22 protein-coding genes are annotated in these 22,526 nt (G+C 63.3%); 12 read left to right on the forward strand and 10 right to left on the reverse strand.

Annotated elements, in window-relative coordinates:
* From KZ810_RS16120 to KZ810_RS16130, 3 genes are all read right to left on the reverse strand, one after another.
* On the reverse strand, positions 1-426 hold a 426-nt coding region (locus tag KZ810_RS16120; protein WP_219770153.1), incomplete at its 3' end, for a rhamnan synthesis F family protein.
* A 73-nt stretch (positions 427-499) separates the two neighbouring features.
* Positions 500-1,531, reverse strand: a complete 1,032-nt coding sequence (locus KZ810_RS16125) for a glycosyltransferase family 2 protein (RefSeq protein WP_219770154.1) — start codon at positions 1,529-1,531, stop codon at positions 500-502.
* Positions 1,532-1,598: 67 nt separating this feature from the next.
* Complete coding sequence (locus tag KZ810_RS16130; RefSeq protein WP_219770155.1) at positions 1,599-2,507, reverse strand: hypothetical protein; 909 nt, start codon at positions 2,505-2,507, stop codon at positions 1,599-1,601.
* Between the two features lie 110 nt (positions 2,508-2,617).
* Here KZ810_RS16130 and KZ810_RS16135 point away from each other — a divergent pair, with 110 nt between their 5' ends.
* The gene (locus KZ810_RS16135) at positions 2,618-4,054 is read left to right on the forward strand and encodes an oligosaccharide flippase family protein (protein ID WP_219770156.1); all 1,437 of its coding nucleotides are present in this window, start codon (positions 2,618-2,620) and stop codon (positions 4,052-4,054) included.
* A gap of 12 nt (positions 4,055-4,066) precedes the next feature.
* Here KZ810_RS16135 and KZ810_RS16140 read toward each other — a convergent pair whose 3' ends face one another.
* The 3 genes from KZ810_RS16140 to KZ810_RS16150 form a co-directional block, all read right to left on the reverse strand.
* Positions 4,067-4,477, reverse strand: a complete 411-nt coding sequence (locus KZ810_RS16140) for a hypothetical protein (protein ID WP_219770157.1) — start codon at positions 4,475-4,477, stop codon at positions 4,067-4,069.
* Positions 4,474-5,601, reverse strand: a complete 1,128-nt coding sequence (locus KZ810_RS16145; RefSeq protein WP_219770158.1) for a glycosyltransferase — start codon at positions 5,599-5,601, stop codon at positions 4,474-4,476. Before KZ810_RS16145 ends, KZ810_RS16140 begins: the two co-directional genes overlap by 4 nt.
* 139 nt (positions 5,602-5,740) lie before the next feature.
* Positions 5,741-6,415 (reverse strand): SGNH/GDSL hydrolase family protein, encoded by a 675-nt coding sequence (locus KZ810_RS16150; RefSeq protein ID WP_219770159.1) that lies wholly within the window; start codon positions 6,413-6,415, stop codon positions 5,741-5,743.
* 102 nt (positions 6,416-6,517) lie between these two features.
* On the opposite strand from KZ810_RS16150, the gene KZ810_RS16155 reads away from it, so the two are divergent.
* Entirely contained in the window at positions 6,518-7,543 is a 1,026-nt protein-coding gene (locus KZ810_RS16155; protein ID WP_219770160.1) for an acyltransferase family protein, read from the forward strand.
* A 26-nt stretch (positions 7,544-7,569) separates the two neighbouring features.
* Here KZ810_RS16155 and KZ810_RS16160 read toward each other — a convergent pair whose 3' ends face one another.
* Complete coding sequence (locus KZ810_RS16160) at positions 7,570-8,661, reverse strand: glycosyltransferase family 4 protein (protein WP_219770161.1); 1,092 nt, start codon at positions 8,659-8,661, stop codon at positions 7,570-7,572.
* A gap of 270 nt (positions 8,662-8,931) precedes the next feature.
* On the opposite strand from KZ810_RS16160, the gene KZ810_RS16165 reads away from it, so the two are divergent.
* The 5 genes from KZ810_RS16165 to KZ810_RS17405 are packed head-to-tail and all read left to right on the forward strand — an operon-like array spanning position 8,932 to position 15,170.
* Positions 8,932-10,290: an O-antigen polymerase gene (locus KZ810_RS16165; protein ID WP_219770162.1), complete on the forward strand. Its 1,359-nt coding sequence runs from the start codon at positions 8,932-8,934 to the stop codon at positions 10,288-10,290.
* Between the two features lie 12 nt (positions 10,291-10,302).
* Positions 10,303-11,202: a glycosyltransferase family 2 protein gene (locus KZ810_RS16170; protein ID WP_219770163.1), complete on the forward strand. Its 900-nt coding sequence runs from the start codon at positions 10,303-10,305 to the stop codon at positions 11,200-11,202.
* A 7-nt stretch (positions 11,203-11,209) separates the two neighbouring features.
* Positions 11,210-12,667, forward strand: coding sequence for a hypothetical protein (locus tag KZ810_RS17455; RefSeq protein WP_373369175.1), 1,458 nt, complete (start codon positions 11,210-11,212; stop codon positions 12,665-12,667).
* On the forward strand, positions 12,664-13,581 hold the full coding sequence (locus KZ810_RS16180) for an aldo/keto reductase (RefSeq protein ID WP_219770165.1): 918 nt from the start codon (positions 12,664-12,666) through the stop codon (positions 13,579-13,581). Before KZ810_RS17455 ends, KZ810_RS16180 begins: the two co-directional genes overlap by 4 nt.
* A complete protein-coding gene (locus KZ810_RS17405) occupies positions 13,578-15,170 on the forward strand; it encodes a GMC oxidoreductase (protein ID WP_219770166.1) in 1,593 nt (530 codons plus the stop codon). The genes KZ810_RS16180 and KZ810_RS17405 overlap by 4 nt, the downstream gene beginning before the upstream one ends.
* Before the next feature lie 54 nt (positions 15,171-15,224).
* Here KZ810_RS17405 and KZ810_RS16190 read toward each other — a convergent pair whose 3' ends face one another.
* The gene (locus tag KZ810_RS16190) at positions 15,225-15,563 is read right to left on the reverse strand and encodes a hypothetical protein (protein ID WP_219770167.1); all 339 of its coding nucleotides are present in this window, start codon (positions 15,561-15,563) and stop codon (positions 15,225-15,227) included.
* 193 nt (positions 15,564-15,756) lie between these two features.
* Here KZ810_RS16190 and KZ810_RS16195 point away from each other — a divergent pair, with 193 nt between their 5' ends.
* The 3 genes from KZ810_RS16195 (at position 15,757) to KZ810_RS16205 (ending at position 18,566) form a co-directional block, all read left to right on the forward strand.
* Complete coding sequence (locus KZ810_RS16195) at positions 15,757-16,794, forward strand: replication initiator protein A (protein ID WP_258045047.1); 1,038 nt, start codon at positions 15,757-15,759, stop codon at positions 16,792-16,794.
* 434 nt (positions 16,795-17,228) lie between these two features.
* Positions 17,229-18,038: a helix-turn-helix domain-containing protein gene (locus tag KZ810_RS16200; RefSeq protein ID WP_219770168.1), complete on the forward strand. Its 810-nt coding sequence runs from the start codon at positions 17,229-17,231 to the stop codon at positions 18,036-18,038.
* 279 nt (positions 18,039-18,317) lie between these two features.
* Positions 18,318-18,566 carry a hypothetical protein gene (locus KZ810_RS16205; protein WP_219770169.1) on the forward strand — a complete coding sequence of 83 codons (249 nt, stop codon included), beginning with the start codon at positions 18,318-18,320 and terminating at the stop codon, positions 18,564-18,566.
* A 55-nt stretch (positions 18,567-18,621) separates the two neighbouring features.
* On the opposite strand, the gene KZ810_RS16210 is transcribed toward KZ810_RS16205, so the two are convergent.
* Positions 18,622-19,788, reverse strand: coding sequence for a glycosyltransferase family 2 protein (locus tag KZ810_RS16210; RefSeq protein WP_219770170.1), 1,167 nt, complete (start codon positions 19,786-19,788; stop codon positions 18,622-18,624).
* Positions 19,789-19,999: 211 nt separating this feature from the next.
* Positions 20,000-20,926, reverse strand: a complete 927-nt coding sequence (locus KZ810_RS16215) for a hypothetical protein (protein ID WP_219770171.1) — start codon at positions 20,924-20,926, stop codon at positions 20,000-20,002.
* A gap of 132 nt (positions 20,927-21,058) precedes the next feature.
* Here KZ810_RS16215 and parA point away from each other — a divergent pair, with 132 nt between their 5' ends.
* Positions 21,059-21,712, forward strand: coding sequence for a ParA family partition ATPase (parA, locus tag KZ810_RS16220; protein ID WP_219770172.1), 654 nt, complete (start codon positions 21,059-21,061; stop codon positions 21,710-21,712).
* Positions 21,709-22,014 carry a ribbon-helix-helix domain-containing protein gene (locus KZ810_RS16225; protein WP_219770173.1) on the forward strand — a complete coding sequence of 102 codons (306 nt, stop codon included), beginning with the start codon at positions 21,709-21,711 and terminating at the stop codon, positions 22,012-22,014. The genes parA and KZ810_RS16225 overlap by 4 nt, the downstream gene beginning before the upstream one ends.
* Positions 22,015-22,526: the final 512 nt, after the last annotated feature.

Consider the following 22,526-nt stretch of genomic DNA (forward strand, 5'->3'; position numbering starts at 1 on the left):
CAGGATCAGCACCAGCTCGTAGCGCGCGTAAACGTCGCGCAGCGTCACGAATTTCGGCGCGATATCGCGACCGCGATTGGGGGCGATCCTAACCTCCACCTGCCCGCCGGACCAGTCGGCGAACTCGCGCTCGATCGCCTTCTTCTTGGCTTCGGTGTCGGTGGTAATGAAGACATCGGCCGGAAAAGGCACGTTGTTCATGTAGCTGCGCATCAGCGGCGCCAGGTCATCGTAGAACAGGTGACAAACGATCGCGATACCGCGCGCGGGTGCGGTGACGCCGCTCAAATCGTAGTTGAACGGAACGATGGCGCTGACGTCGGGTACGTCGCTGGGGCGCGAGCGCCCCTTCGGGCCTGCCAGCAGCTTGCGGAAATTGCGCAGCGTGAAGGAGCGTGCCTTTCGCACCAGTATCGCAGGGGTCACGGATTATTCCTGTTGAAAGATAGCTCGGTTCGATCGAGCTGCGGCGCCCGGATCGTCGGCAGGGTCGAGAACATCATGCGTGATGGCCCCAGCCCGTGACGCCCAAGACGAAATCCTTGGCTGCCGAGAATAGTCGCGTCCGCGGCGCCACATCGTCGCCGCCCCGTAATCGCTGCAGCCGAACCCAGGCGCGCAGTCGTTCAACCAGCGTGTCGCCGCCATGCAGGCCGGCGCGCAACGCGAACCGGTCGCGCCGCTCGCGGTAGCGCGTGGCTGCGGCTTTGGCGCGGCTACCCAGCTCACCCTGGTTGGTGCGTGCCATCTCGTCGAACAACGCGGCCAGGTGACCGAAGAAGATCACGCGTTCGTGGTAGCTCCCCAACGGCACCGTGGTCGCGGTGCGCCATCGCGCCCGCAGCCCCGGCGTCACCATGCCGCACGCGTTGCCGCCGTGCTGCCGGTACAGGATCAATGGCTGCGCGATGTGCGACACGCGCCCGATCGCTGCCGCGACGATGTAGAGCCAGGTGTCGTGCGACAATAGCCGGTTCGCCTCCGGGTGGCGCGGGCGCTGGGCGCGCGGCACCAGCGTCACCAGTTCACGGCGAAACAGCATGGTGTTGCCCCACCCCGCCCAAGGATCGAGTTCCAGCGGCTGCCACACCCGATCGGCAACGATTCCCTGGTTCCATAATTCGGTTGGCACCAGATCGCCGTCGGTCATCATCAGCTGGTGCAGCGACATCAAGCTATCGTCGGCCAGCAGCCGTCGCGCACCAACCTCGAGCTTGTCGGGCGTCCATACGTCGTCCTGGTCAACGAACGCGATCAACGGGCTGGTGCAATGCTCAGCCGCGAACAGGAAGTTGTCGGAGAAGCCCAATCGCTCGGTCTTGTCCAAGATCCGGACGGGAAAGGGCACCTGCGCGGCAAAGGCGCGGATGATCGTCAGCGTATCGTCGCTCGACCCGTCGTCGCTGACCACCAGCTCAGCGGGGCGCAGTGTCTGCGTCGCAATACTGGTGAGCTGTTCACCGAGGAAGCGTGCGCCGTTGTACGTCGCCATCGCCACCGATACGCCGGGAAGATCGTGTAACTGCTGCACGGCCGCGTGCGCTACCCGTCAGCGGGGCAACTGGCTAGTCACGATGTGACGACTGACGCGTCGGTCGCTATTCCGCCCGCATCGGTGTCGACGATCTGCTGGGCCGCTTGGCTGGATCGCCCAGCACGCCGTCGCGCGGGTAAATGCCCAGCAGCTTGCCCAAGCGCCGCTGCACCCCGCTCAGGCGATGGTGGAGCCGCGATCCCGAGAGCAGAAAGGGACGCAGCGTAATGACGTGCGCCCAGCGTGGTCGCAGCGCGCGTGCGTATTTGGCGGTGATCGCATCGCGCGACCGATCGTAGCTAGCATCCAGCGTCCCCCCGCTGTTGTGGCGCAGGAAGAAGTCGATAACGTAGTTGTTCCAGCCCAGGATGTCGGAAACCGTGCACAGGTCCACGGCGTAATGGTGGAACCCCGACAGGTCGCGCGACACCGCGAGGTTCGCTTCGCGGCGCACCAGCAGGAAGTTCTCGTCGAGCGATACCACGCGAACGGGAAACGGCGTGCCCAGCACATCGCGATCATTGGCCGGGTGCGACAAGTTCAGCACCGGCCAACCTTCCGCGGTGTAGCCGGCATTGCCGCACACGCCCCAGTGCGGATCGATCTGGTCAAGCTCGGCTAATCGCCGTTCCAGGTCCACGCGGCCATGCTCGATCAGCACCACATCCTGGTGACAGATCAATACGTACCGGCCCGCAGCCGCCTGGAGAAATTCGTTCAATGCGACATAACCGTCGGCCCGATTGCCTGCGGTGTTGTCCAGCACGATGAACTCGCAGCTTTGGTGGTCGAACCCGCCTCGTGCGAACGACGCCATGCACCCGTCATATTCATCCCAGTTCGTCACCATCGTGCAAATGGAGAAGACCGGTTGGGCACTGCCGCCCAAGCGCGTGACGATGCCTGCCGGGCCGACCCGTTCACCGCGGTGCGTCGTTTCGGCTGTCATGTGATCGTTCGCCTGTTGCAGCATGATGCGCGCGTTCCACCACTTCGCCTGCGTGTGCAATAAGTTTAGCATCTGCGGCCGGACCTGCGCTACCGCGCCCACGCAACCGCCGACGTCGGGCGAGTGGAGCTTCCATGTCGATACGCAAGTCGCTGCTATGGTCCTATGGCAGCCAGGCCATCACCTTCGTTGTCAGTTTCTCGACCTCGGTCGTCGTTGCCCGGCTGCTGTCTCCGCGCGAAGTGGGCATCTATGCGCTGGCGGTCGCGGTATCGGCGGTGCTTGCCATTTTCATGACGTTCAGCGTGCACACTTATCTAGTGCGCGAGGAACGGGTCGATCGCGCGCTGCTACGCAGCGTATTCACGGTGAATGCGGTGCTGAACATCGTGCTGGCGGGCGCGCTGTTCGGGATGGCGTTTGTCGAATCCGGTTATCTGGGGCAGCCGGATGTGGGCGCGGTGCTGTTGCTGACCAGCATGGCGCCGCTGATCGCGATCTTTGAATTCATTCCCACAGCGCTCAGCATGCGCGAAATGCGCTACGGCCTGATCTCGGCGGTGAACGTGGTGCGCGTGGTCGTCACCTCGGCCGTGACGGTCGCGCTCGCGCTACGCGGCTATGGCGCAATCAGCCTGGCGATCGGCCCGCTGGTCGCAGGGGCGGTGTGTGCCATCATCTATACCGTGACACGCTGGCGCGACACGGTGTTTGCTCCGTCACTCGCCAATTTCGGCCCGATCATCGCCTTCGGTGTCCAGATGATCTCGATCAGCGGCGTCGCGCAGCTTGCTACGCGCGGCAGCGACCTGATCCTGGGGCGGCTGATCGGCCTCTCCGCACTCGGACTGTACTCCCGTGCATCAAACATCCAGGCGCTGGTGTTCAGCAACGTCTACGGTGCTGCAACCAACGTGATCTTCTCGCACATGTCGCGCGAACTGCACGATCGCGGAACGGTGCACGATACGTTCACCACCTCGATCCGCAACATCATCGCCATCATGTGGCCGCTACTCGTCGGGCTGGCGATCCTGGCGCGGCCGGTGGTCGTCACCCTGTACGGCGAGCGGTGGCTGGGCGCGGCGCTTCCCTTGTCGCTGTTGATGGTATCCACCTTCGTCACCCTGGGGTTCGGGATGAACTGGGAACTGTTCGTGCTGCGCAAGGAAACCGCGCGTCAGACCCGGTTCGAGATGCTGCGGGCGATCATCGGCACCGGCCTGTTCACGGTTGGATGCTTCTTCGGGCTTGCCTGGGCTGCCGCATCGCGGATCGTTGAAGCTGCCGTCGGCTACTTCCTGTACCGGCCGCACATGGACCGGCTGGCCGGCACGAACCCGGGCGAACTGGAGCGCATCTACGGCGAGGGATTGCTGCTTACCCTCGCCGCGACCACCCCGGCATTGCTGCTGATGCTATGGTATCGCTGGTCGCCGAACACGCCGCTCATCGCCTTGGCAGCAGCAGTGCTGTTGGGGATCGTCGGATGGGCCGGGTTGATCGTGGCGCGCGATCACTCACTGATGGCGGAAGTGCGGCGATTGTACCATCGCCGCCGTGGAGCGTGACGCGTTATCGCATCATTGCGCATCACGCTGCTGCTGTTCACGCTCCAACAAGCCCGGCGTCATCGCGCAGCGCACCGCGATCGGAACCGTGACGCGGTAGTCAACGCCGCCTTGCTCGTAGGTGCAAATACGATTGCTGGCATCGGTGGCTTCGCTGCGCAGCGCAGCATTGGACGGGATCGGGGCGTTGGGGTCGCTGTAGGGTGCGCTGACCGGACATTCCTGTCCCAGACCAACCGTTGTGGCGCGCGCTCCGGACGCGTCATTGGGTAGCGTCGGCGAGCCGACGTACACGCAGACGCGCTCGTCGCCGCGTATTTCGCTACTGATCAGCTGCGCGTGCGCGGATCCGGCGATCATGCCTGCCATCGCGGCAATGGCAACGACCGTGTTGGCGATCCGTGTGGTGCGCTGGTGGATCATTGCTTCGTTGCTCCATTGCTTGCAGGAACCAGGCTGCGATAGAGCCCGACCAGGTCACGGTTCATCTTTTCCGAGGTGAAATGTTCTAGATACCATGCGCGCGCGCGCGGTCCCATTGCCTGCAGGCTGTCGCGATCAAGGCTCGCGAGCAGCGTGCTGAGCGCTGCCACATCGTCGGGTGGGAACAGATGACCCGACACACCTTCGCGGACCAGCTCGGGCAAGGCATCGACGTTGCTAGCGCACACCGGCACTTGCTGCCGCATCGCCTCAAGTGCGGCAAGGCCGAACCCTTCCCAGCGCGACGGCATCACCAGAGCGTCGGCCTGAGCCAGATAGGCCTCGACGTCCGCACGCGACTTCCAGCCGTGCTGAACTACGTTGGTGGGCACGGCGTCGATGCTCGTCTCGTCGCTATCCTGCGCCGACACCACCGCTCCGCCAACGACGTGCAGCGTGATCGGATGCCCTTGCAGCGTGTGCATCGCTTCCAGCAGCGTGTCATAGCCCTTTTGCCGATCGTGACGTCCGACGAACAGCAGGTTGAGTGTCGCAGGGTTGAACACCCCCCCACCGCGCCGCGCAGCGACCGGCTGATCAGCAATCCCGTTGTGGATGAGGTGCAGCAGGTCACGCGGCAACCCGCGCCGGATCGCCTGCGCGTACTCGAACCGGGAAATACACACGATCGCGTCCGTCACCCGTGCAAAGGTGCGTTCCAGCAGCGCGTAAATGCCCCGCAGGCGTTCCGAAACCTGCATGTTGAACGCCCAGCCGTGCGCGCAATAAACGATTGATGGGCGGTTCCACGGCAGCAACAAGAACCACATCCGCACCAATGCACCCGCGAACGTACTATGCAGGTGGATAACGTCCGGCTTCTCGGTGTTGATGACCTGGATCGTGTGAAAAAGGAAACGCAGCAAGCTGCCGACCTTGCGTCCCCTGGTTGCGATCGGGCGCAGCAGTGCAGGATCGTCATCGTCGATGAACGCGACCTCGCTCGCCGGAATGGCGACCAGCACCGCATTTCGACCAAAGGTCCGACGCTGATAAGGGATCACCTCGTTCAGGTAGCTGGCGACGCCCCCTTGTATCATCTGGGCGATGTGGATCACTTTCATGCGTCATTCCTGCATCGAACGTCGTGAGCCGGTCGTGAACCAAACCGCCGGCTTCGGATTGCGTGTTCTAAAGCGATAGATACGAGTGCACCGCGATGCCGGATGTGATCAGTGGCAACTCGACACAATCGAGGCTCGATCATCCACGCGGGGCCGCACGTCGCACCAACGGCAGCACGCCGCGCGCCAACCGGGCATATGCGTCAGCGCTCAGGTGCACCCCGTCACTCCACATGTTCAGCGTTCGCGGCACTGCGTAGAAGACGGCGCCCGAGCGGCGCGCTATTTGCGCCGCGGCACTGCGATATGGCTGGCATTTTCGGTCAGCCGCGGGATCCGCCAGCGGAGGTGGTGCCACGATGATGATCCTGGCCTTGTTCGCGCGGCGTCGTTGCACCAGCGTTCGAAGATTGGTGGAATAATCCACCACCGACAAAGCACTCGAATACCCGCCGTAGTTCATGCAATCGTTGGTGCCGTACATCAGCACCACCACCTTTGCCTGAGGGGGCGCTGGCCACCGCGCCAATCCCTCGGTTGTGCGATCTCCCGGAAATCCGTGGTTCAGCACCGTGTAACCACGGCCGAGCAGACGCTCGAGCGTTTCGGGATAGGGCGTGGCCGATCGACTGGCTCCTGCTCCGTTGATCGGAGGCAGCACCCGTGACGATGCCGTATCCTGCCCGTAGGTCAGGCTGTCGCCTTCCGCGACAATCACGATGGGGCCCGAACCGATTGATCGGGCAAAGCCGGCCGATCCGATGCTCGCGAGCAACAGCACGGCCCAGTGGATGGTTGTTCGACGGATACGCATTACAGCCGCTTCATGGCCCATCCCCGCCTGCGCGGCTAGGGTACGGAATGCCCTCCCGTCACATCGCTTTCGGCGATTGAATGCACATGCTAGCCGCGACGCATGACCGCGCAGCGTGAACAGATCGGCCTGACCTGCATTCGCGGCTTCGCTGCCTTATGGGTCGTTTTGTATCATTTCTCCGGGCATTTCGGCCCCGCACTCAGCGGTGAGTTCGTGCAGCGCGGCCACCTGGGCGTCGATCTGTTTTTCATTCTGAGCGGCTTCATTCTCGCGTACGTGTATCTTGCGCCGATCGAGAAAGGCGCATTCGAGTATCGCGTCTTTTTGCGCAAACGGTTCGCGCGCATCTACCCGGTGCACGCTGTCACCATGATCGCGGCATTCATCATTCTAGCAGGTGGATCGGCCGCCGGTCTGTCAAACGTCGACATCGCAAGCGAAGTGCGCGCGCTGGTGCCAACCGCACTGATGCTACAGGCTTACGGCCTGTTTGACAAATTGTACCTCAACTACCCGTCCTGGTCGATCAGCGCCGAATTTTTCGCCTATCTGCTGTTCTGGCCGATCGCCTTCGCCGTGCTGCGGGTACGATACCCGCTGGTCCTTGGCGTAGCGGTATTTCTAGCCTTTGTGGCGGGATTGGAGGCCGTCGGCGTTGATCCATTCGAGCTGACGACCTTCAGCCTGTTGCGGATCATGCCTGAGTTCATTCTCGGCATCACGCTTTTTCAAGCCTGCCGGCATGTTGCGATCGGCCGCACCGCCACAGTTGGCGGGTTACTCGTGGCACTTATCCTCGGATTTGGACCGAATTGGATCGCGGTGCTCGGCTTTGCCGTGCTGATCGCGACCTTGTTCATGAGCGACTGGCAGCTCACCTTTCCAGGACAGCGCGCGCTCACCCATCTGGGACACATTTCCTATTCGATCTACATGGTGCACGGCTTGATCGAGATGACCGGTTTCAAGGTGATCGAACGTGTCTTCGGTTATGGTGACGGTGTCGTGCCGATCGCGTTCCTTCCGGGGATGCTCATAGTAACGATCCTTGCCGGACACCTGTTGCACCGCTGGATCGAAGTGCCTGGGCGGACGCTGATCCTGCGCCGGCGTCGGTCGGCATAGAGGCCGATTATCGGTGCGCGGATAAGCTAGTCGCGCGTGACCGTTTCCAGGACGGCCAGCACACGTTCGGCCGCTGCCTCCCACGTGAACGATGCCGCGCGCGCGCGTGCATGGACGGCCAGTTGCTCGCGCAGCGCAGGCTCGTTCACGATCCGGCGCAATGCCTCGGTCCAAGCAGCGCGGTCATGCGGATCAGCGTAGACAGCGGCATCACCGCATACTTCGGGAACGGCACCCCCCGTGGTCGCGACAACCGGGCAGCCAAAGGTCATCGCCTCGAGCGGGGGCAGGCCAAATCCTTCGGAAATCGACGGGCACGCGAATGCCATCGCATTGGCATACAAGCCTTTCAGCGCGGCATCGCTGATACGCCCGGTATAGTGGATGTTGGCGCCTTCCCCGAAGCCCGCGTGCTGGAAGATGCGGGAATTACCGCCTCCCGCGATCACCAGGCTCACGTCAGGTAGCTCAGCTGCGCGGAATGCCTCCACCAGCATTGCTAGGTTCTTGTGGCGCGCCAGCGATCCGATCGCCAGAATGTAACGGCGCGGGAGGATCCCGATCTGCGCCAGGATCGTCTCGTCGACCGCCCCTTCTTCCAGATGGTCGACCCCCAAACGCAGCACGTGCGCCTTCCCCACCGGGACCAACCCGTGGCGCTCCAGGGACTTCTTCGAGAACTCGGATACGGTAAACACCGCGCCAGCCCGTCGCCCCAACACACTCAACACCAACCGGTACCACCAGCGGAACATGCGCGAGAATGATTCCGGGTGGTCGATGAACAGCGTGTCATGGATCACGACGGCCTGACGCCGGCGCAGCATCGGCCCGACATTGCACAGGCTGAGCAGCCACGCGTCCGGCTGCGCCCGCATCAGATCGAGCTGCTCCCACGCATGCCCGCTGCGTCGCCCAACAGCGGTCATGACCGGCACGGGATCGCCCATCGTCGCTGCAATATCGCTGGCCAAGGGGACGGGTGGGATCAACACGGCGATGTCGCGTTCGCCGCGTTGCGCAAGCACGGTGCGCATCGCGCGGGTCAGTTCCAGCGCTACGCGTTCGACCCCGGTGACAGGACGCCCGAGAAAACGGCCATTGAGAACGAGGCGCACAGGCTGTTGCTCTTGTTGTAAATCGACGTGCCACAATGCAGCAAAGTCCCCGATAGGGTGAGCGGGCCTAAATTCCCAGCCGCCTGCACGCGACCGTGCCGCTGATCGTCAGACACGTGAAACGAGGGTTAAAGCAGGACGGGCAAGGGCTGCCTGATGAGCGTGACCGGATCATGGCGGCCGTACGGCTCCATGCGTGGCGCTTAAAGGTTGTCGGACGCTGGCGCGCGCGGCTACGGAGTGCCGGGTGTATTGCCCGCAGGAGTGCAGATGAGTTCTTCCCCGCCGATTGGGGTGTCGGTTGCCGACAACGTACCCGACGGCACGGCGGAGCGCCCGCGCGCGCGGCGTTTAGCGCTGGTGCTGCATCGCCCGCCGGGACGCAGCATGGCATGGTGGCTCGATCCGATCTGGGCGATTGTCGCCATCGTGCTGCCGATCTTCTGCTTCGCAGCGTACCTCAATCAGTTCAACTACTCGTTATACAACGCGAGCGCCGATTTCGTGACATGGCAGACGTTCGGTCTGGCAATGTTCAGCGCTACGATGCTGCTGCTGGGCATAGCGATCGGCCGCGGGCTCGTACGACGGCGGGACATGATCGTGCTGATTGATCCCGACCGCGCCACCAAGGTGCTGCAGTGGTTCGGATGGATCGCCATCGTCGCTTACGTTCTGCTGCTGGGAACCCTGCTGTATCGCTTCGACCTGGTGCTCGAGCTTCTGCGCGGCAACGCGGCCGCTGCGGGGCTGCTGCGCGAGGCATTGGGTCGGATACCAGGGGTTACTTCCCTGGTTCAGTTCGGAATTGTCTATTTGGCGCTTTTGTCGGCGCTGGTCACGCTGGCAGGTTACCAGATGCCATCGCGCATCCGCCAGATCGCGCTTGCAATCATCGTGCTGACGTTCCTACGCTCGGTGCTCAACTCGGAACGGCTCGCATTGCTGGAAATCCTGGCTGCGATGTTCATGATCCCAATCGCGTATCGCTGGCGACCGTCTGCGTTGCGCAATTTCGCACCGTTTATCGGTGTCGGCGCCGTGTTTGCAGCATTCGCCGCGGGCGAATATTTCCGCAGCTGGCAATATTACCGATTATTTTTCCGCTCGTACCTCGATTTTATCAGTCAACGCTTCGCGGGGTATTTTTCAACCTCGATCAACAATGGTGCGGGTGCGTATCTGATGTACGGCCGTCATCATTCCACGCCTGAGATCACGATCGGTTGGATTAGTAAATTTCCCGGACTTCGCACCTTTTTTGCTTCCGAAGACGAATCGATGATGAATCAATATCTTCAGAAATACGCGACGCTCGAATTCAATAATCCAGGCGGATTTTTCTCCGCCTACCTGGATTACAATTTCGTTTTTGCATCCTTGTTCATGGTGGGTCTCGGTATTCTGATCGGCTCGGTGCACCGCAGCTTCCAGAACGGCAACCTCGCTGGACTGATGTTGTATCCCGCGGTGTTCCTCGGCTTAACCGATCTGATCCGCGTCATTTACATCGTCGACACACGCACGCTGCCGATCTTCCTAGGTACGGCAATCGTCTTTTACGCGCTGCGACCGATGCAGTTGCCGCGGGATCGTTTTCTCGCCCAAGTGGCATCAGCCGCGAACTGATAGGCGTTCCTCATGCACGAAACCGCAGCGTTCCCTGCCTCTGCCCCTGCCTCTGCCCCTGCATTGTCGCTTGTGGTGACGACGCTTGGACGTGTCGAACAGGTCGAACGGCTGTTCGACAGCCTTGCGCAACAATCCTTCACCGATTTCGACGTGCTGGTGGTCGACCAGAATGACGACGACCGTTTGGCCAGCATCTGCGTGCGGCCATGGCCTTTCCGGATCGAACGCCTTCATACGCCGGGCGAGCGCGGTGCCAGCCGTGGCCGTAACCGGGGATGGCGCCGAACCCGAGGCAATATCGTGCTCTTCCCCGACGATGATTGCTGGTATCCGAGCGACTTCCTGGAGAAATCCGTCGCGGCGATGACGCACTGGAATTGCGACATCATATCGGGCCGCGCCGCTGACGAAACCGGTCGAAGCATCAATGGCCGGTTCGAGGAGGCGCCCCAACCGCTCGACCTGGTCAACGTTTGGACAACGGCGATCGAGTGGATGGTGTTGTTCCGTCGCAGTGCGCTGGACATGCTCGACGGGTTCGATGACGACATCGGCATTGGTGCTGCGACACCGTGGCAATCGTGCGAAATCCAGGACATTCTCATTCGTGCGCTACGTGCCGGTCTGCGCTGCTGGTATGATCCCGCGCTCGTCGGTCACCACGAAGAGATGATCCTGGGCAGTCCCGATGCGAAGCTGATGCGAAAGGCGCACGGCTATGCTCGCGGCATGGGATTTGTCCTTCGGCTGCATGGCTATGGCCCAATCAAGATTGCGGAGTGGGTCGCGCGCCCGCTGGCCAGTGCGGCAGTGTCGCTGGCGCGCGGGCGCGCCGATATGCTGCCGTACTACGGTCGTGTCGCGATTGGCCGATTGGAAGGCGCCTTGCGCCGCACCTATGGGAATTGATGCGTTGATGGCATGGTCGCGCCGCCAGGTGATCGCTGGTCTAGCTGGTTCATGCGTGATCACGGCATGTCAGGGCAAGGAGCGCTCGGTAGCATCCGCGCCTACCGGCACGATCACCAAGCGACCGACGCGCACGCTATCCAGCCTGGGGGTCGACCGGTTCAGCAACCGTGATCAGTGGACACGGCTTGATCAGGCCTTTCGCGCCGCACACGAGCAAGGGTTCGATCTCCTGGGCGATCCCGATGCTTACTACCGCCACGATGGTCCCTTGTCGCTTCAGGGTGTCTCGTTCGATGGCCAGGGATGCACGTTGGGCGCACTGGCGGATGCGCGACAGGTGTTGCGCTGTATCGGGCGCGACTTCCGTATCGCGAACCTACGCCTGCTCGGCGCGGCGAACGCGCGCACGTCCGACGATTGGGACGATGGTCTGTGGATCGGCGACGAGGGCAACCAGGCGACTGATTTCGTCATCGAGAACGTCACGGTTGACGCGGTTGCCCCTGGCCGAGGCGTGGCTGCCGCAGGCTTCATGTTCAACAACGCGCATCGTGGGCGCATCATCCGGCCCATCGTGCGCCACAGCTTCGCCGACGGCATCCACGTCACCAACGGATCGACTGACCTGACATTCGAGCGGCCGTTGGCGGAGAATACGGGCGACGACGGTTTCGCGGTCGTCTCCTATGTGCGGCAACGTCAGGTATGTCGCAATATTCGCGCGGTCGACGGCATCAGCCGTGACTCAGCGGCGCGTGGCTTTACTGTGGTTGGCGGAACCGACGTCGTTTATGAGCGGCCATTGATCGAACGCGCTGCGGCCGCGGGCGTCTATCTCTACGGCGAGGAAGCGTTCAACACGTTCGGCGTGGCGCGCTGCCAAGTGATCGCACCCGTGATCCGCGGCTGCGTGACCGGGCGCAGGCTACCCGCTGGCTTCGATCAAGGCGCCATCACGATTGGCGGGCGGGCGGGTCAAGACCTTGCTGGATCGGAAACGCTCCCGCGCGCGGCGGTGGATTGTACCGTCACTGATCCCGTCATCGATACGGTAGGCCGGGCATGTCGTGCGGCGGTGATGCTGCATGAATTCGCGGTACGCCCGCGTATCGCCGGCGCACGTTTGCGCAACATCACCTCCAACAATCCCGACCTCCGCCCCAACGGTTTCGACATCGGTGGGCGCGATGCCGTGATCGATCGACCGCAACTGACCGACATCGCCGGCCTTGCTTTCGTGTTGACACGCACGGCAAGCGGAACGGCAACGGTCACCGCGCCAGTCGTCAGCGGCAGCCGGCTTCGCGGTGGCCCGGTCGACAGCGCGATCTACGCAGAGAATGCACCGGGCCTGCGTCGCCTCAGCATCAGTGGCGGACGCTTCACCAAGGGTTCTACGCGGCTGGTGATCAGCCTGTTACCCGCCGACAAGCTGCGTCTTGCCGACAACGTGATCGGTTGACCTCACCCGACCGCTCCGGCGTTTCACATGGACACTTCTGCTACCCGCCGGTAGGCGGCCCGCGTCGTCAACGCGTGAACAAGGGGGCGCGCACACACATGAACGCAGTCCGATCTCGAATGCCCTGCGTCACCCTGCCGCGCTCCGGGATGGTGGTGCCGCGGATCGGTGTCGGCCTTGCGCACCTCCATCTAATGCCGTCGCACGCCCGTACCGCGCTGATCGACACTGCGATCGATCTGGGGATGACTCACTTCGACACGTCGCGTTTCTACAGCGACGGTTTGTCCGAAGAAGTGCTCGGCCGCGTACTTGGAACACGCCGCAACAGGGTTACGATCACCACCAAGTTCGGGTTGCTGCCAACGCCGCTGATCGGTCGCATGGGGCCGCTGGCACCGTTCGGGCGCAAGCTGCGCTCCGCCGCTACGCGGTTGAAGCTGACGCGTTATCCCAGACAACGCTACACGCCGGACACGTTGCAGCGCTCCATCGCTGCGTCGCTCAAGGCGCTGCGGACTGATTACGTCGATGTGCTCGCGATCCATGAGCCCGCCGGCGCTGCGAGCCTCAATAACGAGATGATCGAGGCCTTGGTCGCCGTGCGCGCCAGCGGCATGGCGCGCCTGATCGGCGTGGCCGGCGATACGATCGACGACGTGGTCGCACGCTGGGGCGACGTGCTGGATGTGGTGCAGACCGCGGAAAGCCGCTGGGAAGAAACCCGGTTCGTGCCCGATTTCACCTATAGCCTGTTTTCGTCGCAGCGCGCGCACAGCGCAGCCCCGCTGTCGCAAGACGGGATCAACGCGCGCCTGACGGGAGCACTGGAGCGTCGGCCGAACGGAGCGGTGATTGTGCAAACGCGCAACCCGGATCGATTATCCGGTTATGCACGATTGGTGACGCCGTGACGCGCTCCGCCAGTCGACATTCGCTCGGGTCCCGACGCGAGCACGTCCATGCCGACGTGTGCGTGATTGGCGCAGGCATTGCCGGCCTGACGGCAGCCGTTAGGATCGCTGCGCATTCGCGCCTGCGCGTCGTTGTGCTGGAAAGCGGTACGGCAACGGCGCTCGACCACGAAGCGGCAATGGTCGAGCTCGACACGGTGGACGATCCCACGGGCAGGTATCAGGGGATCGCACGCGGTCGCGGCATCGGCGGCACCTCGGCCAAATGGGCTGGCAAGCTGCTTCCTTTGTCGCCGGGCGACATGGCGGCTCGGCCATATCTTGACCTGCCCGGCTGGCCGATCACGCCGAACGACCTGTCGCGCTACACCCGCGAGATCGAGGCGATGATGGGGGTTGATAACAGCCCCTACGAACATGATCAGGACCCCGATCTAAATCCCGGGCGATTGTTGCCCACCGGCATGTCCGACATCGCTTGGCGCTGGCCCAAGCGTCCCACCAAGGCAAATCATCGGATCGATCACGTGCTGCGGCACGAACTCGAGCGATTGAATAACCTCGAGATTTGGACCGATGCGACCGTGGGTAGGCTGGAGATAGCGGAAGGGCGTCTGACCGAAGTGTCCGCGACCAATCACCGCGGAGGCGAATTGACTGTGGCGGCCACCATGTTCGTGATCGCGGCCGGCACGCTTGAAAGTACCCGCTTGTTGCTGTTGGCTGATGCGCAAAACGAGGGTTGCATCAGCCGCACGACAGACAGCCTGGGACGTTATTTCAACGACCATTTCGGCGTAGAGGTCGCCGTTCTACGCGCTGCATCGATGACGCCGCTCAACCGCGCGCTCGCCGACCGCAAGGTCAACCGCACGGTTCGCCACCTACATGGTGAGCTCAGCGCGGGGCGACAACAAGCAGCTCGAAGCGCAAGCGCGTACTTTGACTTCGACGCGGTGTTTGCAGAGGATTCTGCGACCGCGCGCGCACGGGCGATGATTGCCAGCCTGCGTGCGCGTGATGGCGCTGCAATGCTGCGTCACTCGGTGAGGATGATGCGAAAGCTTCCCGCACTCGGGCGAGCGTTGGCGTGGCAAGCGCGCCACCACCAACAATTCTGGTCCGCGGACGCGGTGATCAACGTCAAAATCTGGATCGAGCAACGTCCGATCGCAGCGAACCGGCTGACATTGGGCGAGCGGCGCGACAGTTTGAACATGCCGATGCTGCACGTGGATCTTGAGCGCACGTCGGACGACGAGCACACGCTGCAAACCGCGCGGCAGAGCCTGGCGGATCTGTGGCATACCGATCCGACGTTGGGTTCACTCGACTGGAGCACGTTGCCTGAGCGCGCGATCGACGCCGCGTCTGAACAGGCGCACCCCGCAGGATCGCTGCGAATGGGACATGATCCGCGCACGTCTGTGGTCGGACCGACGCTGCGGGTTCACGCAATCTCCAACGTACAGATCGCCAGTGCCGCGGTGTTCCCGACTTCCGGTAGCGCCAATCCTACCTTCACCATCATGCAACTGGCGATGCGAGCGGCCGACGATCTCCTGTCGCAGTTCCGCATCGCCAGTTGAGGATATACCACCCGGCCAACGAGCAGCCGATCTGCCGGTATTGCGGCTACGCGGCTATTCGACGGCCACCACGCAGTCGGATACGCGGATCGGTCGTTCGGAAGCAGTTTGGCCGATCTGATCGATCCGGGTGGAGTAGCGATTGAGCGGGTCGGAAAGAGGAGCGATGCGATAGACCGTCGCGGATGTGGTGTCGTTGACCGACCAATCTTGCCCGGATTGCTGCGGTGCTGTCCCATAGGCGCGGCCCAGACAGGTGGCGACCTGCTCCACCGGCACGTTGGTCAGCCACGTGGCTTGCGCATCCGCACTGTCCTGTATCCTCGCTACCCCAACTCCTGAAGAGGTGCATCCGCACAGTAGCACCAGCACCGCAGATACCAAACTTCTCACCCGTCTACTCCTCACTTCCGGCAGTACGCCGAGCCCAGCATCCATTGCAGAAGATGGCGCGATAACGAAGCCGCTTTGACGTACGCATTTCCTACTCGAAAGCACGAACTCGCATACGCTCATGGGTGCTTTTCCTCGCGCATACGCCTTCGCCCTCCCCAAAGTTCGTGCTTTCGAGTAGGAAATATCCGGCATGACCCAGGTACCCGCCAAGCCGTCCGCTGCCCTCCCCGCCCGCACGCCTGCGTCCGCGCGCAAGCGCGATGGCAAGCCGCTATCGCAGCGTGACCTGTTCCAGCTCGACAGCCCCTTGTACGGCGAGATCCGCGGCGAGCGGTCGCTGATGGCGTTTCCGTTCTTCGCGCTGTCGAAGAACGCGTGGATGAAGCCGCTCAGCTACGAGCACGCCACCGTCTCGATCGAGGTGCGCCCGTCCGCCAACGGCGTCGCGACGATCTACGACAAGGAGATCGTGCTCTACATCGCCAGCCTGATGGCGGCGAAGCTGGAAGCGGGCGAGGACGTCGCGCAGGATTTCGTCTTCACCGCGCACGATTTGTTCTCGGTCACCGGCTCTAACCATTCGGCGCGGTCGTACCAGCGATTGTCCGAAGCGCTCGAGCGGCTGCAGGGCACGCAGATCAAGACCAACATCGAGGCGGGCGGCGAGGGCGAGGAGGGCTTCTTCTCGTGGCTGTCTGAAGCGCGACTGCATTATTCGAAGACCAAGACCGGCGAGCGGCGCCTGAAAGCCGTCAAAGTGCGGCTGTGCGACTGGCTGTTCCGCGCGATCCTGCGCGACCGGCAGGTGCTCAACTACGCCGCGACCTATTTCCAGCTCGGCCCCATCGAGCGGCGCATCTACGAGGTCGCGCGCTCGACCTGCGAGGACGGGCGGATGGAGATCGACCTCGCGACCTTCCGGCTCCAGATCGGCTATCAGAACCCGCTGTCGAACTTCCGTGCCGCGATGCGCGGGATCGCCGGGTCCGATGCGATCCCCGATTACGCGATCGAGCTGATCGAGGACGAGACCCCTGCCCCGGCTGCCGACGTTGGTGAGGGCGCCCAGCGCCGCGGACGCCGCGCCGCGCCCGCGCGCGTGGTCATCAACTATCGGCCGGAGCAGGCCGGCGAGCCGACCGACGAAGAGGTCGGCGGGCAGATTAACGCAGGCGCCGAATCACCGGCCACTGGCGCGCGCGAATCGACGCGCGAGCTGCCCGAGTAACGTCGATCAATTCTACTCGAAAGCACGAAGAGCGCGGCTATTTCCTACTCGATAGCACGAACTCTCCGTGCTTATTCTACTCGAAAGCACGAATAGACCGCGTGTATTTGGAGTTTTGTTCGCCAAATTCGGCATTTCCTACTCGAAAGCACGAACCGTAGTCGCTTTCTTTGTTGGATTTTTCTTGCGACACCATGCGCAGGATCGGCGCTGATGCCGGCACGAGTAGGAAAGCGGCTGTGACCACATAAAAGAAAGCCCGGCACGAAGGCCGGGCATCCCGAAAGGTAGATGGAACGACGTCGCCAAACGTCGTCCCGGGGTCAATCACAACCCCTTCTAGATACCGGCGAAACCTTCCCGTTTCAAGGATGCGCGTTCGGCGCCACGCCCCTTTTTTGTTCCTGGTCCCAGCCCTGCGAAGGGGATGGACGATGACGGCCTATACGCTCGGCGAGGTGGGCGCGCTGGCGCTCGCGCGGATCGGACAGCGCGCTGGCGTGATCACGGACGCGGCCCCGCGCCCGGTGCTGCCCGGCAGCCGCGAGGCGGGCACCTTCGAGGACGCGTTCTTCGCTCCCCCTGCGAAGGGTGAGACCGACCGCGTGCTGCGCGCCGCACGACGCGCGCTCGATGCCGCGCGGATGCTGCGACGGATCGAGCGGCGCGGCGAGCGCACGCTCACCGCGTCCGAGCGGCTGGTCGCACGATTGAGCGCGGGCGCGGTGCGCGTACTCGAGGAGTTGCTCGCGCTCGCGCGGCTCAACCGCGGGCGCGTCTATCCGAGCTACGACCATCTCGCGCGCGTCACCGGGCTGGGGCGTGCGACCGTCGCGCGCGGGTTAACGCTGCTCGAGGAGATCGGTTTTCTCGTCCGCCAGCGCCGCTTCGCGCGGCTGCGCGCCGAAGGGCCGGGGCCGCGGATCGCGCAGACCTCGAACGCCTATCGGCTGATGCTGCCCGACCGGCTGCTCCGCCACCTGCCGCGCTGGCTACGCCCCGCGCCGCTCCCCGCCGACGCGGAACAGCACGTGGCCGAGCACCAGCGCGAGCAGAGCGCGATGCGGCGGACGCTGTCGTGCCGAGAGCTCGCGCTCGCGACGCTCGACGGCCCGCTCGGGCGGATGCTCGCGAAGCTCGGCGCGGGTATCGACGCGCGCGAGGCCGCCAACCACACCGCGTTGGATCCAAGTGCGACGAGCGCGAGTCTCACGATGATCCGTAATCCCTTACGCAGTTATTAGTTACACAGTATTCCTACGGTATCCGTAACGATGACAGCGATAGACGATGGCACCAGCTCTTCATCAGCACCGGATAGCTAGTCATTGTACGACCAAACAGGTGGAGCGACTTCGTTGTCGCTAGATTGTGTATGCGGATTGGCATTGACGCCGTGCCCCGCACATTTTGATGAATCCGTGCATGCGATGCGACGGAACAGACGAAACGAACGATCAATCACCTCGACGTTTTGTTGCGACGCAGCTAAGGTAGTGTGTCTTACACACGGGAGTCACAACATGTTCGCTAGGTATTTCGCGGTTGCGGCCGCATCGGCGCTGGTCGCCGCCCCGGTCGCTGCGGCGCCCGTCAACCCCGCTTCGTCGCTGTCGGTCACCAAGTCGGTTCGCGCCTCGGCGCCGTTGGCGAACAAGAACGACATCGCAGCGGGCGGCAGCGGCCTGATCATCGCGATCGTCGCGGCAGCCGCCGTGATCGCCGGCATCATCATCATTGCCGACGACAACAACAACTCGGACAGCAACTGAGTTGATCCCCCCTGCCCTGCCGTTCGCGGTGGGGCAGGACCTTCCGCGCTGTGGCTCAGATCCGCGCGCGCAGCACGACGGTCGGACGACGCCGTCGCCGGTCCGGTCGCCAGACGAAATGCGTCGCGACCCCGAAATTGAACACCGAACTCATCAGCGCTCCCGCCACCCCCGCGAGCGGCCAGCTGCCCATCTCGTTGAGCGTCAGATTGGCGACCGAGATATTCGCGAGCGCGCCGAGGCTGCATACCGCGCTGAACACCAGATAGCCGATCACGAACCGCACGCCCCTCAACCGCGCCGAGCGATAGGTGATCGCGTTGTTGAGCACGTAGTTGAACGCCATCGCGGCGACGGTCGCGATCACCTGCGCGCGCAGGAATGTGACCCCCTGCCCGATCGTGATGTCGAGCACCGCGAGATGACACAATAACCCAAGCCCGCCGATCGCGCAGAACAATATAAACCGCGGCGGGATCAGCCCGTGCGTCAGCTTGTCGATGAGCAGGAAGGCATATTCGATCAATACGACGACATCGAGCTTGCTGGTGCCTGCGTGGCGTTCACGAAAGACGTAGCCGACCTCCGCCACCCTCAACGGGCGCGGTGAAGCGGTCAGGATATCGAGCAGAATCTTGTAGCCCTGCTGCGACAGATCGTAGATTGCCGCCTCGACCACCGATCGGCGCACCACGAAGAACCCACTCATCGGATCGCTGACGCGCACGCCCGCCAGCCGGTGCGCGATCCAGGTGGCGACCCGGCTCATGCGTTGCCGATGCTGGTCCCACTCCCCTACCCCGCCACCCGCGACATGGCGGCTGCCGATGACGAGGTCGACGTCGGTCGTCTCGAGTAGGCCTAGCATGACGGGCAGTCGCGTCTCGTCGTGCTGGAGGTCGGCGTCGATGACCGCGACCAGCTCGCTCGTCGCGGCGAGCACACCCTCGACCACCGCCGAGGCGAGCCCGCGCCGGTCGATGCGGCGGATGCAGCGCACCGGTGCCCCCTCCCCTGCGAGCACCGCGACCTCGCGCGCGGTACCGTCGGGGCTGTCATCGTCGACGATGATCAACTCCCACGACGTCTCCCCCATCGCATGCGCGACCGCGTGGACCAGCGGGCGGATGTTCTCGCGCTCGTTGTAGGCCGGGGCGACGATCGAGAGCGCGGGGGCGGCGTGCTGGACGGTAAAACCGAAGGGCTCCTGCCGCTGAATCATAAGGGCGACGGTGTTGACAAGGCGATGATGGTACCTGCTTGGGCGAGAAGCGTACAATAAGACGTTCCGACATGTCGACAATCCTTCATTTCGGCAGGATGGCGCATGAGTGATTACCGCGGGAGCATTGGTGACATCGAACTGGCCTCGTCGCGCGTGTCGCTGATAGTGACCCGATCATCTATGTCGATATGTCAGAGTGTCGACACCTCTACTTCTGAGTTCCGATCCGAAACCAGCCAGAACCCCAGATCTGACGCAATGCAGGTGGACTGGTTTCCGGCAACGCCGCATTGGGGAAGTCGCTAGCGTCTCGGCCTACGATGGTGACGATACAGTATCGGGACGCGATCGATGCGCGTTCAGCGGGCATCGCGGTCGGGCTAAGCCCTAGTCTCAGTCCACCGAGTTGAAGCAGCTTGGACAAGTTTGCCGCACGGAATGCTGTTTCGATCGCCGTCCGCGACTTCGTGGGAGCTTCTGCAGTAAAGATCACTGGAAACTCCAATGTCTGGAGCGCGTCCAGCCACAGCAGCGCGGTGGGTGCGAATGTCCAGCGCTCGCCAGTGCTGCTCATCGCAGTTTCGAGCCGGACGAGCATGGCTCGCGGCTTGCCGGAACATGGCACCCATGATGGTGCGTCGCTGCTGCTGCCACGCAGCAGGAGGACACTGTTGGTTGGCACGGTTGTTTGCGCGGCGACATAATGACCGATGTCGGCCCAACTGGTCGGAGGCAAAGCGGCGGGCACGGGTTCCGTGGGATGTGAGGAGGCAGCGGGGCGGGGCAGGTCGCCGGCGTAGATGACACCCGCTCGCATCGCTCGCGTGTCCTCCGGCAGGGGCACGACCACGGTTGATGGTGAAGGGCTCAGCTGCGACGGGGCAATTCCTGGTGCGGCCGACGCCGCCACAGCGCGTTCCGGGTCCGGCGTAGAGCGCGCGGGCGCGGCGTCTGACGGGGGCTGCGTTTGCCCGCGGCGCTTGGCGCGCGTCGTGGCGGCGTAATCGCCCGCCTTCTTCGCAGCGAGTCCGCCGGCAACAGCGGGGATTGCCGCGACCGCGACGCACCCCGACAGTGCACAGGCGACGAACACGAGCATCGCCGCCTGTACGCCGCGTTCCACCAATGCCGTCATTTGCGTCTCCTTGCTCATATTCTTCTGCGCTCAGCACGGTTGCACTGCAACGCACCGATAGTGTCGATCTGTTGACCTGTTGACCTGTTGACCTGTTGACCTGTCTACATGGAGACACGTAGAGATGACGTTATGCCGATAGTCGCGATCATCAGTCAAAAGGGCGGAGCGGGGAAGACCACGCTCGCCATTCATCTCGCCGCAGCCGCGCACGAAGCCGGACGCGTGGCGTTGATCGTGGACACCGACCCACAAGCGACCGCTAGTCAGTGGGCGTCGTGGCGCCACGACTCACCGCCCGAGGTCATCGACAGCCCGCCACCGCGCTTGGCAGCCAAGGTAGCGGCAGCGGCAGGGCAGGGGGCCGAGCTGATCGTGATCGACACGCCTCCACATGCCGACAGTGCCGCACGCGCGGCAGTCGAGATCGCCGACCTGGTGCTGATCCCGTGCCGTCCAAGTGCCTTTGACCTGTCAGCGATCCAGACCACCGCCAAGCTGGTTCAATTGCTGAAGAAGCCCGCCTTCGTCGTCTTCACCGCTGGCGCACCCAATGCGCCGCGCGTCTATGCCGAAGCAGGTGAACTGGTGGCAGAATATGGCTCGCCCGCATGCCCGGTGATAATCCCCGATCGCGCCGCCTATCGGCATGCAAGCGCGGAAGGGAAAAGCGTGATGGAAACCGAACCTACCGGCCGCGCTGCGTCTGATATCCGACTATTCTACGACTGGACGTGTCGACAACTCGACATGAAGACTCGCAAGCGTAAGGGAGTTACCGCTTGAGCCGCAAACCCAGCTTCGCCAATCTGCGCACCGCCGCAACACCGGCACCCATGCGCACGCCTGAGCCGGTGATGCCGGACAAACCATCGGGGGCGAGCACAGAAGGTGCGAGGGCAGGGGGCACGATGCCGCGTGCCGCCAGTCGGGAAGGCCGCAAGCAGGTCGCGGGCTTCTTCAGCCCTGAGATGTCCTTCGCGATGCACACCCTTGCGAGACGTCAGGGCCGCAGCCTCCAGGCGTTGATGGCCGAGGCGTTCAACGACGTCCTGCGCAAGCACGGCGAAAGCCCAATCGGTGACTGACTCCGTGTCGACATGTAGGATAACCTACACGTCGGCATATCTACTAACCATTTTCCTGCGCGAGCAGTAACTCACAGAACCTTCCCAATCTGCTTCGGCGGCAAGGGTTGGCATGGCACCCGCACAGGTCGTACCCGCCATGACGTGGGAAGGGGGGCGACATGTCTCAGAAGCGCATACGGGGGACCAATGCTGATCGCTTCCTGATCGTCGTCGCGCCGATCTGCGCGGGTGCGCCGCGCGACGAACGCAACCACGTCGAGCGGCCCGCCAGCGGACCATCGATCGCGTCGGTACGCCGACAACCGTCTGCTAGCGAATGCTCAAGTTGACGTGGGGATGTAACGACGCCCGTGCCGCATCGCTATGCGTGAGGACAACGCCGAGCTTCGACGAGGTCCGGCATGTGGCGTTTGCGCGCAATGTTGGGGGCCGATGTGCCGCCAGCCTCGGCCACGAGGTCACGCGTGGTGCGCAGATAGATAGCGTCGGCGCGTGGGGGGGGGCGACGA

It is taken from the genome of Sphingomonas citricola (assembly GCF_019429535.1).
GTDB lineage: Bacteria > Pseudomonadota > Alphaproteobacteria > Sphingomonadales > Sphingomonadaceae > Sphingomonas > Sphingomonas citricola.

Coding starts and splice junctions, on each gene's coding strand:
- KZ810_RS16130 (WP_219770155.1), bottom strand. CDS start 2,507: ATGCTGCAACAGGCGAACGATCACATGACAGCCGAAACGACGCACCGC.
- KZ810_RS16135 (WP_219770156.1), top strand. CDS start 2,618: ATGTCGATACGCAAGTCGCTGCTATGGTCCTATGGCAGCCAGGCCATC.
- KZ810_RS16140 (WP_219770157.1), bottom strand. CDS start 4,477: ATGATCCACCAGCGCACCACACGGATCGCCAACACGGTCGTTGCCATT.
- KZ810_RS16145 (WP_219770158.1), bottom strand. CDS start 5,601: ATGAAAGTGATCCACATCGCCCAGATGATACAAGGGGGCGTCGCCAGC.
- KZ810_RS16150 (WP_219770159.1), bottom strand. CDS start 6,415: ATGCGTATCCGTCGAACAACCATCCACTGGGCCGTGCTGTTGCTCGCG.
- KZ810_RS16155 (WP_219770160.1), top strand. CDS start 6,518: ATGACCGCGCAGCGTGAACAGATCGGCCTGACCTGCATTCGCGGCTTC.
- KZ810_RS16165 (WP_219770162.1), top strand. CDS start 8,932: ATGAGTTCTTCCCCGCCGATTGGGGTGTCGGTTGCCGACAACGTACCC.
- KZ810_RS16170 (WP_219770163.1), top strand. CDS start 10,303: ATGCACGAAACCGCAGCGTTCCCTGCCTCTGCCCCTGCCTCTGCCCCT.
- KZ810_RS17455 (WP_373369175.1), top strand. CDS start 11,210: ATGGCATGGTCGCGCCGCCAGGTGATCGCTGGTCTAGCTGGTTCATGC.
- KZ810_RS16195 (WP_258045047.1), top strand. CDS start 15,757: ATGACCCAGGTACCCGCCAAGCCGTCCGCTGCCCTCCCCGCCCGCACG.
- KZ810_RS16200 (WP_219770168.1), top strand. CDS start 17,229: ATGACGGCCTATACGCTCGGCGAGGTGGGCGCGCTGGCGCTCGCGCGG.
- KZ810_RS16205 (WP_219770169.1), top strand. CDS start 18,318: ATGTTCGCTAGGTATTTCGCGGTTGCGGCCGCATCGGCGCTGGTCGCC.
- KZ810_RS16210 (WP_219770170.1), bottom strand. CDS start 19,788: ATGATTCAGCGGCAGGAGCCCTTCGGTTTTACCGTCCAGCACGCCGCC.
- KZ810_RS16215 (WP_219770171.1), bottom strand. CDS start 20,926: ATGACGGCATTGGTGGAACGCGGCGTACAGGCGGCGATGCTCGTGTTC.
- parA (WP_219770172.1), top strand. CDS start 21,059: ATGCCGATAGTCGCGATCATCAGTCAAAAGGGCGGAGCGGGGAAGACC.